Genomic DNA, 17,165 nt, shown 5'->3' on the forward strand with positions numbered 1-17,165 from the left:
CTTTTACTCGTTTCTTAAAACGGTAAGGATATCTACTTCACTCGCTTTTTTAGCAGGATAAAAAGAGGAGATGATAACAATAACAAAAGCGCCGACAACGATTGAGAAAAAGTCTTGTACACTCAAATCAAGGGGGAGTGTAGAGGTTGGATAGACATCTTTTGGAAGATTAACGATATCAAAAGTGCTAAGTACCCACAAGCCGCTCATACCAAGAGCGATTCCTGCCAAAATACCGCTTGTTCCGATAACTATACCAAGATATAAAAACACTTTTTTAATCTCAGCAGGCGTTGTTCCAAGAGAGAGAAGGAGTGCGATTTCGCTTCTTCTGTTCATCACCGTCATCAACAAAGAGGAGATGATGTTGATAGCCGCAATGAGGATGATAAGCATCAGTACGATAAAAAGAGAGGCTTTTTCTAACTCCAATGCTGCAAAAAAGTTAACATTATCTTCCCACCACCCTTTAATCGCAACGCTCTGAGGGAGAAGTTTTTTGATTTTTACAATATCTTCTTGCGGATTTGGGGAAAAAATATGGATTCCACTATAATGGTTGCTTGGCAAGTTAAGGATTGTCTGAAGCGATTCAAGGCTTGTATAGTTATATGCTTTATCATACGCAGAGAGTCCTGAGTCAAAAACACCTTTGACCTGAAATCTTTTGATTTTTGGAGTGACATTCATCCCACCTGGTTCTACGTGCGTAAAGATATACATCAACTTATCATCATCACGAAGTAAAAATTCATCTTTGAGTGTTTTGCCTATCAAAACATCAAACTTCTCAAAGCTTTTCTCTTCTATCGCTTTTTTGACAACGCTGTTGACCTTTGCTTCACTCTTAAAATTAACTCCAAAAATATAGCCACCCTCGAGTTTTGAGCCGCTTCGTGCCATGATGGCAGACTGCACATAGGGGCTAAAAGCTAGTTCTGGAAACTCTAGCTCTAATGTCATGAGAAGGTCTTCGTTCACAGCGCCATAAAACTTTGGCATAATCGTCAAAGGATAGTTCATAATAGTAAGTTTTTTTCTAAACTCATTATCAAAACCATTCATAAGCGCCATCGCAATAATAAGCACCATAACACCCAGAGATATCCCTAAAAACGCCAAAAGCGCTGAGAGAAATATAAATGGTTGTTCGTTGTCAAAACGTAAAAACCTTTTTACTAGGTAAGAGACAATTGATGTTTTCAAGAGGCAAAAACACCTTTTTTGGGACCACTTTTGCCACAGCAAAGTTTGTATTTTTTACCACTTCCGCATGGGCAGAGGTCATTTCTTGAGACTTTCGCCTTGTTGTCGTTTGCCTCTTCTTCTAGCTGACGGTTAAATTGCATCGCTGCTTCTTGAATCTTTCTTTGCATATCTAGCTGTTGAGCAACGCGCTTCGCCTCTTCTTCTGGGTCTTGCACTCTAAACTGGATGATTTGAAGTGTTTTGATGGTGTTGAACTTGATATCTTCAACAAGTTCAGTGAAGAGGTTGAAACTCTCTTTTTTGTACTCAACTAGCGGATCTTTTTGGTTATACGCACGAAGTCTAATACCGGTTTTCATGTTGTCCATTGCATAAAGATGCTCTCTCCATGCGCTATCAAGCTCTTTTAAGTAGAGCTCTCTTTCAACTTCGCCGCGCGTAGCGACGTCAAGTGCGCTCATCTTTGCATCATAAACATTTTTCACATTTTGTGTTACTGCTTCAAGGAGCTCTTCGTACTCAAGCGATGCATAGTCTGGCGGATTTAGCTCAAGATTTATCTCTTCGTGAAGTACTTTGAACACTTTTTCTAGGTTAAAATCCTCTTTTGCTCCGCCGTTAAATACTCCAGAGTTGTTAAAAATATGCTCTATATATTGCTCTCGTATCTCATCAACTTTTGATGCTATATCAAACTCTGTATCAAGAAGCTGGTTTCTAAACTTATAGACGATTTTTCTCTGCTCATTGGCTACATCATCATACTCAACGATATGCTTTCTACCCTCGTAGTGCATATTTTCGACTTTTTTCTGAGCTTTTTCAACCGCACGAGTTACCATTTTTGACTCGATATACTCACCGTCTTCAACACCAAGACGCTCCATAATGCTCTTGATTTTATCACTTCCAAAGATGCGAAGAAGACTATCTTCAAGCGAGAGATAAAACTGCGTCGTTCCATTGTCACCTTGTCGTCCGCTTCTTCCTCTGAGCTGATTGTCGATACGGCGATTTTCATGTCTCTCTGTTCCGACTATATAGAGACCTCCAAGCGCTTTAACTTCATCATTTACTTTGATGTCAACACCACGTCCTGCCATATTTGTAGCGATAGTTACAGCACCCTTCGCACCGGCATTTTTAATGATTTCACCCTCTTGTGCATGGTTTTTTGCATTTAAAACAGTATGTGCGATTTTCTCTTTTTTAAGAAACTCATGAAGTGCTTCAGATTTTTCGATAGATGCAGTACCTATGAGCACTGGTTGCCCAGTTTGAGAGAGTTTTTTGATAGTGTTGATAACGGCTTCAAACTTCTCTTTTTCTGTTTTGTAAATCAAATCGTTTAGGTCAACTCTTGAAATCGGTATGTTAGTAGGAATAGAGATAACATCCAAACCATAAATCTGCGCAAATTCCGTCGCTTCTGTTTGCGCCGTTCCCGTCATACCCGCAAGTTTGTTGTACATTCTAAAGTAGTTTTGGAAAGTGATATCTGCAAGAGTTTGCGTCTCCTCTTTTATATCAACATTCTCTTTTGCCTCAAGAGCTTGATGCAATCCCTCCGAATAACGACGTCCTTCGCTGAGGCGCCCTGTAAACTCATCGACAATAACAACCTCGCCATTGTTTACAACATAGTCAACATCTTTTTCAAAAAGGTAGTTTGCTTTAAGTGCTTGGTCAAGTACATGCGAGAGTGACGCATTTTCAGGGCTGTAGAGATTTTCAACACCAAAAAGTTCTTCTGCTCTTGTGATACCCTCTTCTGTCAAAAGAACCGTTCTATCTTTCTCATCCACACTAAAATGTTCGTCTTTTACAAGAGCAAGAGCGATACGGTTTGCATCTTTAAAATCTTTAAGCGTTCTGTTTGTCGGTCCTGAGATAATAAGCGGTGTTCGCGCCTCATCGATGAGGATACTGTCAACTTCATCAACAATAACAAAATTGTGTCCTCTTTGGACCATATTTTGGCGAGAGTAGCTCATATTATCTCTAAGATAGTCAAATCCGAACTCGTTGTTTGTTCCGTATGTGATATCTGCGCCATAAACTTCTCGCTTTACCATCGGGTCATGCATGTTTTCCAAAATAACACCAACGCTAAAACCTAAAAACTCATAAAGAGGGCGCATTTCATTGCCGTCTCTTGAAGCTAGATAGTCGTTTACCGTTACAAGATGTACCCCATTGCCTGTCATGGCATTGAGAACAATAGGAAGCGTTGCAACAAGGGTTTTTCCTTCCCCTGTTTTCATCTCAGCAATCTTGCCCTCATGCAGAACTATCCCACCGACAAGCTGCACATCAAAGTGTCGCATGTTTAACACTCTTGAACTTGCTTCTCTTGTGATAGCAAAAGAGTCCGCCAAAACATCATCCAAGCTTTGTGCTCCAGACAAAACGCTCTCTTTTATCGCATTAAACGCCTCTTTGAGCGCATCATCACTTAGAGGCTTATACTTCTGCTCTAAATCGTTAATCCTGTTTACCATTTTTTTATATCTTTTTAATTCTCGATCATTTGAAGTACCAAAAATTTTTCCCATTAATGCTTGTAGCATCTGCAACCTTATTGTAAGCGGGCAAAAAACACCGCTAAAGAAATTCTTTTTATTTTAACACACATAAAATTAGAAATCGCATAAATAGGCACTTTTGTAAAAACTCCCTCTTCTGTTTTGCAAGATACTAAATAATATGTAAACGGTCACTAAGATATAATTTTTCAAAAACACAAAGGTACAAATGAAACTCTTTTACGTAACACTCTTTTTAACAATGGAGCTTTTTGCTTCGCTTGATTCCATGACCTCTTTTGATGCAGATTTCGTTCAAAGCATCACGGATGAAGAGAATAAAACGATTCACTATAATGGACACATAGTTGCCTCAAAACCGCAAAATGCGAGATGGAGTTACTTTAAACCGATTAAAAAAGAGGTTTACATCAATGACTTTGAAGCGACTATTGTAGAGCCTGAGATAGAACAAGTTATCGTGCGACAAATAGAGTCAAATTTTGATTTTTTTAAGATTATTGGCAAAGCAAAGAAAAATGCTCAAAACAGCTATACAGCGAACTATAAAGAGACGCAATTTACCATCAAGATAAACGGAGAACTTATAGAGTCTATCTCCTATAAAGATGAGTTTGAAAACAAAATCGTGATAGTTTTTAAAAATCAAAAACAGAACCAAACTATAGATAAAGCCCTTTTTACTCCAGTTTATCCGCTTTCTTTTGACATTATCAGGGATTAAGAGACGTTATTTCTACCCTGTTTCTTCCCCCATTTTTTGCACGATACAGCGCCTTGTCAGTTACTTTGTATATCTCTGTAACGTCCATCGTGCATGCTTTTGGCACAAAGGAGAGTCCTATAGAGAGCGAAAGGTAGCCTGAAATTGTGCTTGAGGCGTGTTCTATCTTTTGATTTTGGATACTTACTCTAAGAAGTTCTGCTCTCTCTTGTGCATTCTCTTGCGTTGCTGCATAAAAAGAGATAGCGAACTCCTCTCCTCCCACACGGTAAACATAGTCGTTAGCTCTTTTAAAGAGGGAGAGCATCGTTTGTGCAACCACTTTGAGTGCTTCATCCCCTTTTTGGTGTCCATAAAAATCGTTATACTGCTTGAAATAATCTATATCCACAATCAGTAAAACAAGATTTTTACCATCTCGCTTTGAAATTTTATAATCTTTCTCAAACTGCACATCAAAAAATCGTCGATTGTAAAGTCCAGTGAGTGCATCCGTGATAGAGTAGTGCTCGATTCTTTTTTTATCTGTGATATCACGAATAATCGCCGAAAAGCCCATGATGTTTCCATACTTATCTATTTGTGGCGTAATGGTGGACTCTATCCAATAATCATTTCCATTTTTATTACGATTTTTTAACTCTCCTTTATAAATCTTGCCTTCAAGAATCGTTTTCCAAAGAGCCTCATGAACCTCTTTTGGCGTCTCTGGATGCGCAACAATAGAGTGAGATTTTCCTATAATTTCCTCTTTTGTGTATCCTGATATCTTAGTAAAAGCATCACTTACATCTGTGATGATTCCTTTGGTATTGGTTTTAGAGGTAATGACATACTGGTCTATAAGGTCGATGTATTTTTCACTTGTATCTAAGGATTTTGCATCTCGCAAGAAACCGATAATCATATCAATAAAATAAGCAAAGTCTTCATTGTGGACGATATCATGTTTTTTTGTAAAAGCAAGCTGCAAAACGCCAAAAATCTTCTCATAGTTCATAAGCGGAAGAGTACAGATGCTCGATGGCGTAACGGTGATGTTTTCTATACGAAAGAGCTTTTTTGGAGAACTCTCAAACTCCGTTGCGATCGATTTTTTTTGAACTGCGACTTCGCCAACAAGCCCTTCTCCAAGCTCAACAATAGGCTTCATCTCGTTAGTTGCATAAGAAGAAGCTAGGTAGAGTTTGTTGTTCTCTTCATGGAAGAGGTAAATCGCCCCTTGCACAACGCCAAACCTCTCTGAAAAAAAGTAGAGTGCTTGTGAGGCTATCTCTTCTATGGTATTGCACTTCTCAAGGTCATGTTTTAGTTTGATAATAGCTGTAAGATTGTTTTTAATCTTTTTTTCACTTTGCGCATAGAGCGTGTAACTTCTCACCATTGAAACAATAATAATAAGAATTAGCACAACAACAAAAACTCCAATAATAATTCCATAAAGCTTTGCTTGTTCAAGCTCTTTTAGTTTTTGGTGTAGCTTTTGATTGAGAAACTCGGCATCTGCGCGGTAGAGTGTGAAAATCTTATCTATTACGTTAGTAGAGAGCGTAAAAAATTCGATTGCCTTGATGTTTTCACCGCTAAGCAAAACCGTTTTTTTAACATACTCCTGCATCTTTTTTGTCTCTAAAGTGACATTTTCAAGATGTGCTAAAAGTCTTGCCTTCTCATCACTATCTTGAATCTCTTCGATGGCTTTTTGCGCCTGTTTTGCGTGCTCTTCACAAAGAAGGCAGTTGTTTTTGATAGAGTATCGAAGCTCGGCGTCTGTGGAGTTCTCAAGTATAGCTCTGCTCGTTTTTGCCCTGATTTTTCCAACAACCTCTATAAGATTTGGAAGGTGTTTGAGCATGATATCGATAAGAAAATATTTATCACCATCAGACTCCAAGAGTAGTTTAGACTTAAACCCAAGATAGTACATCTTCTCCTGAAGCTGTTCGATAACATAAGTGTATTTTTGATACAGAAGCGCCTTGTCTTCAAGAGAGCTATTGATCAAAGTTTCAATCTCATTTTTAATATACTCATACTCTTTATCGTAGAGTGTTGGGTAGAGTATTTTAAAATTTTTGCTATTTTCGATATCTTTTTGCGCATCTGCCTTGATAAGAGTAACATTGCTCACAACAAGAGCATAGTCTGCTTCACTCATCGAATTTTCATCAAACTGACTATAGCCACGCAATTTCTGGACTTTAAGGATAAATTTTTGCACCTCTTGTGCAAAGTTCACACCATCGATTTTCTCTTTTGTTTTAGCTATCTCGCTGTTATAGTTGTTTATAAAATTGCCAAATAAAAAGAGCGTTCCGCCAATAAGAAAAAGAATTAAAACGATAAATTTATATATTTTTTGCATTATTTAAAAGTCCAAGAAAGTAATAGGTGGTGTATTTTAGCAAAAGAAGAGGAAAAAGATGCAATTTGGCGCAAATCTCTTTGCGCCAAAAGATTAGAGTTTATAGTCTTTAATAAGGTTGAAGTTAAGATATTTGTAAATCTTAGCCTCTTTGCCTGCTATCTTCTTAGGAACTATCTCGTTGTACTCAGCAGCAGTCGGTAAACGTCCTAGTTTTGAACATACAGCAGCAAGTTCCGCAGAACCTAGATAAACCTTGGTATCTTTACCTAAACGGTTATCAAAGTTACGAGTTGAAGTTGAGAAAACAACCGCACCATCAGCGACGCGCGCTTGGTTACCCATACAGAGTGAACATCCCGGAACCTCTGTTCTTGCACCTGAGCTGCCAAAGATAGAGTAGTAACCCTCTTCTGTAAGCTGCTTTTCATCCATTTTTGTCGGAGGACAAACCCATAGTCTTGTCGGAACTGCACCCTCGCCTCTTAGAACTTCACCAAGCGCACGGTAGTGACCTATGTTTGTCATACATGAACCGACAAATACTTCATCTATCTTCGTAGGACGATCGCTTGCCAAAACTTCGCTTAGCGTTGCAACATCATCTGGATCATTTGGACATGCTAAAATCGGCTCTGTGATACTGTTTAGGTCGATTTCGATTACCGCTGCATACTCTGCATCTGCATCTGGCTTGAGAAGTGACGGATTTGCCAACCACTCGTTCATCTTATCGATACGTCTTTGTAATGTACGTTTATCTTCATAACCAGCTTGAATCATAGCCTCTAAAAGAACTACGTTTGACTTAAGGTACTCGATAACTGGCTCTTCATTTAAAAGAACTGTACATGCAGCAGCACTTCTCTCAGCTGACGCATCAGAGAGTTCAAATGCCTGCTCACACTTCATGTTTGGCAGACCTTCAATCTCTAAAATACGACCGTTGAAGATATTTTTCTTATCTTTTTTTGCAACAGTTAAAAGCCCCTCTTTGATAGCTTGATGAGGGATAGCATTTACAAGGTCACGAAGCGTGATACCCGGTTGTAACTCTCCTTTAAAGCGTACAAGAACAGACTCCGGCATAGTTAACGGCATAGAAGCAGTAACTGCCGCAAACGCAACGATTCCTGAACCACCCGGGAAAGAGATACCGATAGGGAAACGTGTATGGCTATCTGCACCTGTTCCCACAGTATCCGGCAGAACCATTCTGTTTAACCATGAGTGGATAACCCCATCACCTGGGCGAAGTGCAACACCCGAGCGCTTTGAGATAAAGTCAGGAAGTGTGTGGTGCATAACAACATCTGAAGGTTTTGGATATGCCGCTGTGTGACAAAATGACTGCATTACCAAATCAGCACTAAAGCCAAGAGCTGCAAGTTCTACTATCTCATCTCTTGTCATAGGTCCTGTTGTATCTTGAGAACCAACAGTTGATGTTACAGGCTCTACATACATACCAGGGCGCACGCCAGCCATGCCGCATGCACGACCTACCATTTTTTGTGCAAGAGTATATCCCTTACCGCTATCAGCAGGCTGCTCAGGTGTCATAAATGCTTCTGAAACACCAAGTCCAAGAACGCCACGAGCTTTTGCAGTTAGTCCACGACCGATGATAAGCGGGATACGCCCACCAGCACGCACTTCATCAACGATAGTATTTGGGTTTAGTTTGAATGTTGCTATGCACTTTCCGTCTTTGTGTGCTTCGCCTTTGTATGGATAGAGTGTTACCACATCACCCATCTCCATCTCAGTTACGCTCATCTCAAGCGGAAGTGCGCCTGAATCTTCACATGTAGCAAAGAAGATAGGAGCGATAATACCGCCGATAACGATACCTCCTGTACGCTTATTAGGTACACCTGAAATATCTTCACCCATGTGCCACTGAACAGAGTTAACACCAGATTTTCTTGAACTTCCTGTCCCTACAACATCGCCAACATAAGCGATTGGATGTCCCTTTTCTTTAAGCTCTTTGATTGTTTTTATCGGGTCTTGCATCTTTGCAACAAGCATTGAGTTTGCGTGAAGAGGGATGTCTGAACGAGTAAACGCCTCAGATGCAGGAGAGAGGTCGTCTGTATTTGTCTCGCCGGCAACTTTAAACACCGTAAAAGTAATCTCCTCAGCAATAGCAGGCTTTGATGTAAACCACTCCGCATTTGCCCATGAAGTGATAACTTCAGTAGCACCCGCATTACCAGATTTGTGTAGTTCCTCTACATCATTAAACGCATCATAAACAAGAAGTGTATGTTTTAGTGCCTCTTTTGCCGCTTCAACAACTTTTGCATTTTTAGAAGTAAGCGCATCAACCATCGGTTTGACGTTGTACCCGCCAAGCATCATACCCATCATAGTAACTGCTTGCTCAGGTGCAATTGATGCTACGCTGATTTTCTCACTTGCAACATCATTTAAAAATGCAGCTTTTACGTATGCAGCGTCATCAACACCCGGAGAGACACGGTTTGTAAGAAGATCAACATTTTGAGCCATGTCGCCTTCACCTGCTTTTATCATCTCAACCAATGCAACAGCTTGCGCAGCGTTTAGTGGCAATGGCGGTACACCAAGAGTCTCTCTCTCTAACGTATGTGCTTTATACTCTTCTATAAATGACATTTTTTTTCCTATGAGTTAAAATTTAATAGGATTGTAACAAAATAAAGAAACGCCAGAAGAGCAGTGTTACCAAAATAAACAAAAGCTAGCTATTTTATTTTAAAAATGTTTACTTTGGTAACAGTTATAAAATATCCCTGATACCTTTGGAGTTTGGAGCAGACAAAATCCCCTCGTTTTCAAGCTGTTCGATAAGCCTTGCAGATTTGTTGTAACCGATTTGAAGTTTTCTTTGCAAGTAAGAGATGGATGTTTTTCTATCCGCCAAAATAACATTTTTAGCCTCTTCAAACATAGGGTCAAGCTCTTCATAGCTCTCTCCCATAGATGCACTGGCTGCCTCGCTATCCTCAACCAAAAAGCTTTTATCGTAGTTTGGCGCTCTTTGAGATTTGATGAAGTCAACTATCTTTTCAATCTCCTCTTCCGTACTCCACGGAGCGTGAAGTCTCACAAGCCCCGTGGAACCGGGAGGGGTGAAGAGCATATCTCCTTTACCCAAAAGCGACTCCGCTCCTTGTTGGTCTAAGATGATTTTGGAGTCAACTTTTTGCCCTACTCTGTAGGAGATGCGTGAAGGAAGATTTGCTTTGATAAGCCCCGTAACAACATCGACAGATGGTCGTTGCGTCGCTACTACAAGGTGGATCCCCGAAGCTCTTGCCATCTGTGCAAGTCTGGCGATAGAGTACTCCACATCCTTGCCGCTAGTCATCATCAAATCCGCCAACTCATCAATAATTACAACGATATAAGGAAGATTTTCGCCGCCCTCTTTTTTTACTTTTTCATTATAGCTCTCTATGTTTTTGGTTCTGTTGTCACTCATAAGAGCGTAGCGGCGTTCCATCTCATAAACCATGTTGTTAAGTGCCACAATCGCCTGTTTTGCTTTTGTAATAACAGGAGTGAGAAGATGCGGAATATCGTTGTAGATAGAAAACTCAAGCATTTTTGGGTCTATCATAAGAAGTCTTAACTGGTCTGGCGAATTTTTATAAAGAAGTGAGAGTATCATCGCATTGATACCAACACTTTTTCCGCTTCCCGTCGTTCCTGCTATGAGCAAGTGAGGCAGTTTTTTAAGGTCTGTTACAAAAGGCTTGCCGACGATATCTTTACCCAAAACGATAGTCAAAGGAGAAGAGGACTCCTTAAATAGCTTGCTATCAAGCAGTTCTCTTAAGTAAATCGTATCAATCTTCTCATTTGGTATCTCAATCCCCACTACATCTTTTCCGGGAATCGGAGCTTGGATACGGATAGTCTCGGCACTCAGCGCCATCGCCAAATCGTCTTGAAGATTGAGGATGCGAGAGACTTTGACATTTGCGGCAGGTTTAAACTCAAAAGTAGAGACAACAGGACCCGCATAAGTGCGTACCACATCCCCCTCTATCTTAAAGTGTGCAAGTTTTTCTATGAGAAACTTTATCTTCCCGTCAAGCTCGCTCTCATCCACACTATGCGCTTTTGCATTTGGTTTTTGCAAAAATTCAACCGATGGAAGCTTGAAGTTTTTTGGTTTTTCAACCTCCCCTTTTTCGATAGTTGCAAGAAGTTTTGCATTCTCCTCCAACTCCTCAACAACGATAGCTCCTTTTTGCTCTTTTATCTCATTGACAAGATCTAAAATATTGTGCTCTTTTGTCTTAAGCGGCTCAGAAACCTCGCTCTGCTTTACTTCTTGAGGCTCTATGGGTTCTTCTATAGTTTGTTTTATACTCTCTTGATGCTGCTCTTTTGGTGCTTCTGCGGTAACACTTTTTTCTTTTTGGGCTTTTGCATAAAGAGCTGCGACATCTACATCACTACTTTTTTTTGCGGGAGCTTTTTTTAAGCTCTGCTCCTTAGGAGCTATGGTACCGACTTTTTTGAGATTTGCAAAAAGCATGTCCACCATCTCATGCGCACTCTTCTCAAAAATAATAACCATTGATAAAAGCGAGATAATAAACCAAAATATCCAAAGTCCGAAAAATCCAATATTTGGCGATAAAAAATCCACAAATCCTGCGGCAAACGCACCTCGAAGCTCATTGGTAACAAGAAGTGCTTGAGCAAGCAAAAGAGAGAAAAAAATCAAAAAAGAGGCAACAGACAACTCCACTTTTTTGATAGTTACAGGGCTTTGTTTATAAAAAATATAGAGCGGCAGGAGTGAAGCAAAGATGTAAATGTAAGAGATGTAGCCAAAATAGTGATGATTGTAAGACGCAAACATGGCGCCATAACTCCCCATAAGAGCAGTATCACCCAAAATAGTTGCAAATCCAAAATAGATAAGCAGACCAAAAAATAAGATAAACAGAGCATCTTTCAAACTAAAATTTCCTTTTCTTACATAAATCTTTTGTTCCATGAGAGGAGATATTTCTGGCTTGAAGCCAAAAATAAAAAAAAGATTATAGCCAAATGTAGGTATAAAGGCGATTTTTAGAGGTAGTTTACTAAGCTTAACTGTGAAATCTTACCAACAGTTGAGAGCATCGCTTGATAGTTCGTATTTAATTGCTCTAAATTCAAGTAAGCTTCTGCCAAATCTGTATCGATGACCGATGAACGCAGACCAACCGAGCTCATTTTTAACATCTCTGTTCTCTGTAAAGAGTTCGTGAGCGCATTTGACTGGGCACCAACTTGTGAATGTGATTTAAAAATATGGTCTTGTAAATCATCCATCATTTTGATAGCATTCTCTATCCCTACATTTCTCACATCACCAGAACTGCCATCTGGGTAGAGTTTGTAGTTCTCAACTGCAGTTATCATCGCATCAAATGTCTTAAAAAAATCTGTTTTAGGGTCACGAACCGTCACGGCATTGTTTGTGTTAAATGTCATCACAGAAGCCGCTGCACTAAAATCTCCGCTATTTGCGTCATAAAGAGCCATAGATGCCTTTGTGTTGCCGGTACCTATCTCTTCGAATGTAATCTTGCCGTCATAACTTAAAAAAGTTCTTGCTCCTAAATCGGCTGTACTGATTGCAGCATCATAACCTGTAGCACTGTTGGCAGCGGGAATATTTCCTGTCACTACCATATTCATAACATCCATAAGCTGTTTATAGGTCATCTCATCCGCTGCTACCGCGCCTCTTGGCGTGTTCATATCGTAAATAGTGTACGTACTCCCACCAATAGTAAAAGACGAACCTGCTGTTGTTAAATTTATAGTCGCACTATATGGACTTCCACTAACATTTGTTCCCTCAAATACAAAAGATTTTCCATCCAAACTCTCAGAAGCAACTTCAGACAATTTTGTCGAAGCAGTTGCAAACGCATTGGTCTCTTTGATGATTTGAGGTGTTGATGAAGAGAGCATTGCACCCTCTTTACTAAACTCCGTTCTATCATAAAGAGTTCCCTCAATAGTGTTTGTTGTAGCTACACTCTCAGCCGCCCCGAGAGAAGATTTTACAAACTCTTTTATAAATAGATTTGGATTTGTTGCTGTAGATGTCCCAAGCATAATTTTGTCAAAATTTGTTTCACCGGAACCTAAATTGTCAATCTTCCCAGCATTTGCACCATATAAAGTAATGTCATCTATATCTGCGGCATTGGTACCATCAGTTAAATCAAAATCCGTTGCCCCAACCATATGAAAATCAATCTTGCTAGAACCTTTCATCTTATCTTCTATAACAATCTGTCCGTAAGAGTTCAAGCTCACGTTGACTACGTCTAAATCTGCAGTATTGCCATAAATATCGCCAATTTGCTTAAGCAAATCATCTACTTTCTGCTCGTCGTTCATTGAGATTTTTTCTTTAAAAGCCGTACCGTCACTTTTTGTACCACTGATATAGAAAAAATGTTTAGAAAGAGTATCAGCTGTATTGTCTGTGTCTCCCATCATATCGCGAATAGTATCGCTACTTGTTAAGTGTTTTGAGACTCCGGAAACAGTTGAATCACTAAAATCAGGATATTTAGCAGATAAACTATACTGGACAACATTGGTGCTTATTTCACGTCTTACTGTCTGCTCTTCACCCAAAAAGAGCTCTGCTCCATTGATATTGTACTGCTGTGACGTTCCAGACCCAGTAAATGCTTTAAGAATCGCATCATTGCCCCTATAAGAACCATCATTTGCTATAGGTTTTGTATCAACAGCAGAGCCAGAAAAAAGGTATTGTCCATTGATAGAGGTGTTTGATAAACTTTTAAAATGTTCTTCTAAACCCCTTAGCTCATGCGCTATTGCATCAAGAGATGTTTCGCTGTTTGTTCCGTTTGCAGCGTTAACAAGGAGTGTCCTTGCCCTATTCATCGCTGTTTCAAACTCATTTAAAACAGCATCTGTTTGGTCAGAAAACTTCAAAGCACTCTGTACGCTCTTTTTAGTCTGATCTAGCGTCGTTATCTCATTATCTAGTCGCATTGTCTCAGTAAATGTGCGAATATCATCCTGTGCATACTGAATCTTTAACCCAGAAGCTATCTGCTTGTTGACATCAAAAAGACTTTTGCTGAGCTGTGAATTGTTTGTACCATATATATTTTTATAGTACATATCACTTGCAATTCTCATAAAACACCTCCAAGATTAAGTAAAACGACCCTTTATTGCTCTTTCACTAAGCAACATAAGTTCCATATACCCTATATCGGCTAAAAAGAGTTTATTTTTACTTTCACTCTATTTTAAGCTAGAAGTCACTATTATTTCATTTTTAAAGCCAGTGTGGTGAAATGGTAGACACGCCTGATTCAAAATCAGGTATAGAAATATGTGGCGGTTCGAGTCCGCCCACTGGTACCACTCCTTAGTTTCAATCAATTCAAATCAATCTATTTGACCCAAAAATGGCGTCATTACAAACGCAACTAACTACTTATGAAGAGCCAGCTCTTTTGCAAGGTACTCTCCCGTATAGCTTCCCGTTGTTTTGTAGCTTTGCGCTACCTCTTCCGGAGACCCCTCGGCTATGACCAAACCGCCCCCACTCCCGCCTTCTGGTCCCATGTCTATGATATAGTCCGCATTTTTTATCATGTCAAGATTATGTTCGATGATAAGAACCGAGTTTCCAAGCTCTACAAACTTATGAAGCACTCCCGTGAGCCTATCGACATCTGCAAAGTGCAGCCCTGTTGTCGGTTCATCCAAGATGTAGAGCGTTTTTCCCGTATCTTTTCGGCTTAACTCTTTACTTAGTTTGATTCTTTGTGCTTCACCACCTGATAGAGTGACGGCATTTTGTCCAAGCGTAATATATCCAAGACCGACATCAACAAGCGTTGAGAGTATCTGGTTTATCTTTGGGATTGCTTTGAAAAACTCGTATGCCTCTTCAACGCTCATGTTTAGCACATCGGAGATATTTTTGCCTTTGTAGAAAACCTCTAACGTCTGTTGATTGTATCTTGTGCCATGACATGTGTCACATTTGACCATGATGTCTGGCAAAAAGTGCATCTCTATCTTGTTTTCGCCCTCGCCTTGACACTTCTCGCATCGTCCGCCTTTGACATTGAAGCTAAATCTTGAGCTTGTATATCCTCGTATCTGCGCCTCTTTTGTCTGCTCAAAAAGGTTTCTTATCTCATCCATAAGCCCTGTGTAAGTTGCGGGGTTGGAGCGTGGTGTGCGTCCTATGGGGCTTTGGTCTAGGTAGATAACCTTGTCAACTTGTTCCAGACCGTTTATCTCCACGCCTGCGACTTTGTTTACTTTTCTGGCATGGTTTAGCAGTTCTCGTGCGGTTGGAAGGAGTGTTTGAAGCATCAGAGAGCTTTTTCCACTTCCACTCACGCCTGTGATACAGACAAAGTTGTTCAGTGGAATTTTGAGGCTAAGATTTTTGATATTATTTAATGTAACATTTTTTATCTCAATGTAATTCTCTTGCGCTCTTCTGTAAAAATACTCTATCTTTTTTCTACCGTAAAGATAGTCAGCCGTGAGTGTTTTAGCCTTTTTTAGCTTATCGAGCGTTCCTGCAAAAACAACCTCTCCGCCAAACTTTCCTGCCCCTGCCCCGATGTCAACGATAAAATCAGCACTCTCAATAGTCTCTTTGTCATGTTCGACCACGATAACGCTGTTTCCCTTCTCCTGCAAGCTTCTAAGTGTACGGATGAGTTTTAGCGTATCTCTCTCATGAAGCCCAATACTCGGCTCATCAAGCACATACAAAACACCCGTCAAACCGCTTCCGATTTGTGAAGCGATGCGGATGCGTTGCGCCTCTCCGCCGCTGATGGTTCTAGCGTCACGCCCAAGAGTGATATAACCAAGCCCGACATCATGCAAAAAGTAGAGCCTCTCTCGTATCTCATTTAAAATGGGAGCGGATATCTGGACATTTTGCGCTTTAAGGTAGTTAAAATTTTCTCTCTTCTCAAACCATTCATAACTTTTAGAGATAGGCATATCGAGGATATCGGCTATCCCTTTATCTGCAACTCTAACCGCTAAAGACTCTCTTTTGAGCCTATGCCCGCCACAAACACTGCACACCTTTTCGCTCATGTAGTCGGAGAGCTCTTTTTCATCTTTAAACATATCATAAGCGATTTTGACGATACCGGGCCAAACTCTTTTGACTTCATGCCCTTTCCAAAGAAAGCTCACTTCATCGATACCGCCGTGCAAAATCCCCTTTTTTTGGTAATCAGGCAAATCTGAATAAGGGATGGTTGTATCTATCTGGTTGTGCGCACAAAAGCCCTTTAAAAAGGTAAAATAGTACCCTTTGTTAAAACCGTAGATGATTTTGACGGCACCCTTCTCCACGGACAAATCCACATCGATAATCTTGTCATGATCAAGTGCATAACGAAGCCCAAGCCCGTCACACTCCCTGCACGCCCCTTTTGGAGAGTTAAACGAAAAAGAGAGCGGTTCTAGCGGGTCAAAACTTACTTTACAGTCAAAACAAGCGTTGTGTTCGCTATAGTGCATATGCGCGCGATGAAACCCCAACTCTTCATGGTTAAGTATCTCTATCTCAAGCTCTCCATAACTCTCTTTAAGCGCTTTTTCCACGTCTGCTGCGATGCGTTCTCTGTTTTGCTCACTCACAACAACCCTGTCAATAACCACTTTGATGGTATGCTTTTTTGTTTTGCTAAGCTCTATCTCCTCATCAAGGCGTACCATCACACCATCTATCATAGCACGGACATACCCTTTATGGACAAGCGACTCCAGCACATCCGCATAAGAGCCTTTTTTCTCATTGACGATTGGGGCTAAGAGTACAAGTTTTGCCCCCTCTGGAAGTTTTAAAACCTCGCCTATGATGTCTGACGCACTCATCTGCGATATCTCTTTGCTGCATTTATGGCAGTGTTGCACCCCGATGCGAGCATAAAGAAGTCTTAGGTAGTCATAAATCTCTGTTATAGTTCCAACCGTTGAGCGTGGATTTTTAGAAGTTGTTTTTTGATCAATCGCGATGGCAGGAGTAAGCCCCTCTATCTTGTCCACATCAGGCTTGCCCACGCGGTCAAGAAACTGTCTTGCATACGAGGAGAGCGACTCCATATAGCGTCTCTGTCCCTCTGCATAAAGCGTATCAAAAGCGAGTGTCGATTTGCCGCTTCCGCTCAGTCCCGTAAAGACAACAAGCTGATTTTTTGGTATCTCAAGCGATATATTTTTTAAGTTATTTTCTCTTGCACCCGTTATTTTTATTACATCTCTATTTTTCATTTTT

General features: G+C 40.3%; 8 protein-coding genes and 1 tRNA gene. 2 read left to right on the forward strand and 7 right to left on the reverse strand.

The genetic code is table 11. The annotated features are described in order from the left end of the window. Positions 1–3: 3 nt before the first annotated feature. Together AC6H4V_RS07115 and secA are read right to left on the reverse strand one after the other, a co-directional pair. The gene (locus AC6H4V_RS07115) at positions 4–1,206 is read right to left on the reverse strand and encodes an ABC transporter permease (protein ID WP_497606292.1); all 1,203 of its coding nucleotides are present in this window, start codon (positions 1,204–1,206) and stop codon (positions 4–6) included. Next, entirely contained in the window at positions 1,203–3,779 is a 2,577-nt protein-coding gene (gene secA, locus AC6H4V_RS07120; protein ID WP_497606293.1) for a preprotein translocase subunit SecA, read from the reverse strand. The genes AC6H4V_RS07115 and secA overlap by 4 nt, the downstream gene beginning before the upstream one ends. A 184-nt stretch (positions 3,780–3,963) precedes the next feature. On the opposite strand from secA, the gene lolA reads away from it, so the two are divergent. After that, complete coding sequence (lolA, locus tag AC6H4V_RS07125; protein ID WP_428730665.1) at positions 3,964–4,479, forward strand: LolA-like outer membrane lipoprotein chaperone; 516 nt, start codon at positions 3,964–3,966, stop codon at positions 4,477–4,479. Here the strand turns inward: lolA and AC6H4V_RS07130 are convergent. The 4 genes from AC6H4V_RS07130 to AC6H4V_RS07145 form a co-directional block, all read right to left on the reverse strand. Beyond that, complete coding sequence (locus AC6H4V_RS07130; protein WP_497606294.1) at positions 4,469–6,844, reverse strand: sensor domain-containing diguanylate cyclase; 2,376 nt, start codon at positions 6,842–6,844, stop codon at positions 4,469–4,471. The genes lolA and AC6H4V_RS07130 overlap by 11 nt on opposite strands. Before the next feature lie 93 nt (positions 6,845–6,937). Beyond that, positions 6,938–9,487 carry a bifunctional aconitate hydratase 2/2-methylisocitrate dehydratase gene (gene acnB, locus AC6H4V_RS07135; protein ID WP_497606295.1) on the reverse strand — a complete coding sequence of 850 codons (2,550 nt, stop codon included), beginning with the start codon at positions 9,485–9,487 and terminating at the stop codon, positions 6,938–6,940. A 124-nt stretch (positions 9,488–9,611) separates the two neighbouring features. Then, positions 9,612–11,810: a DNA translocase FtsK gene (locus tag AC6H4V_RS07140; RefSeq protein ID WP_497606296.1), complete on the reverse strand. Its 2,199-nt coding sequence runs from the start codon at positions 11,808–11,810 to the stop codon at positions 9,612–9,614. Between the two features lie 113 nt (positions 11,811–11,923). Continuing rightward, positions 11,924–14,032 carry a flagellin N-terminal helical domain-containing protein gene (locus AC6H4V_RS07145; RefSeq protein WP_497606297.1) on the reverse strand — a complete coding sequence of 703 codons (2,109 nt, stop codon included), beginning with the start codon at positions 14,030–14,032 and terminating at the stop codon, positions 11,924–11,926. A 147-nt stretch (positions 14,033–14,179) separates the two neighbouring features. On the opposite strand from AC6H4V_RS07145, the gene AC6H4V_RS07150 reads away from it, so the two are divergent. Continuing rightward, positions 14,180–14,263, forward strand: a tRNA-Leu gene (locus tag AC6H4V_RS07150). A 69-nt stretch (positions 14,264–14,332) separates the two neighbouring features. Here AC6H4V_RS07150 and uvrA read toward each other — a convergent pair. After that, a complete protein-coding gene (uvrA, locus tag AC6H4V_RS07155) occupies positions 14,333–17,161 on the reverse strand; it encodes an excinuclease ABC subunit UvrA (RefSeq protein WP_497606298.1) in 2,829 nt (942 codons plus the stop codon). Positions 17,162–17,165: the final 4 nt, after the last annotated feature.

The organism is Sulfurimonas lacustris (assembly GCF_059705355.1).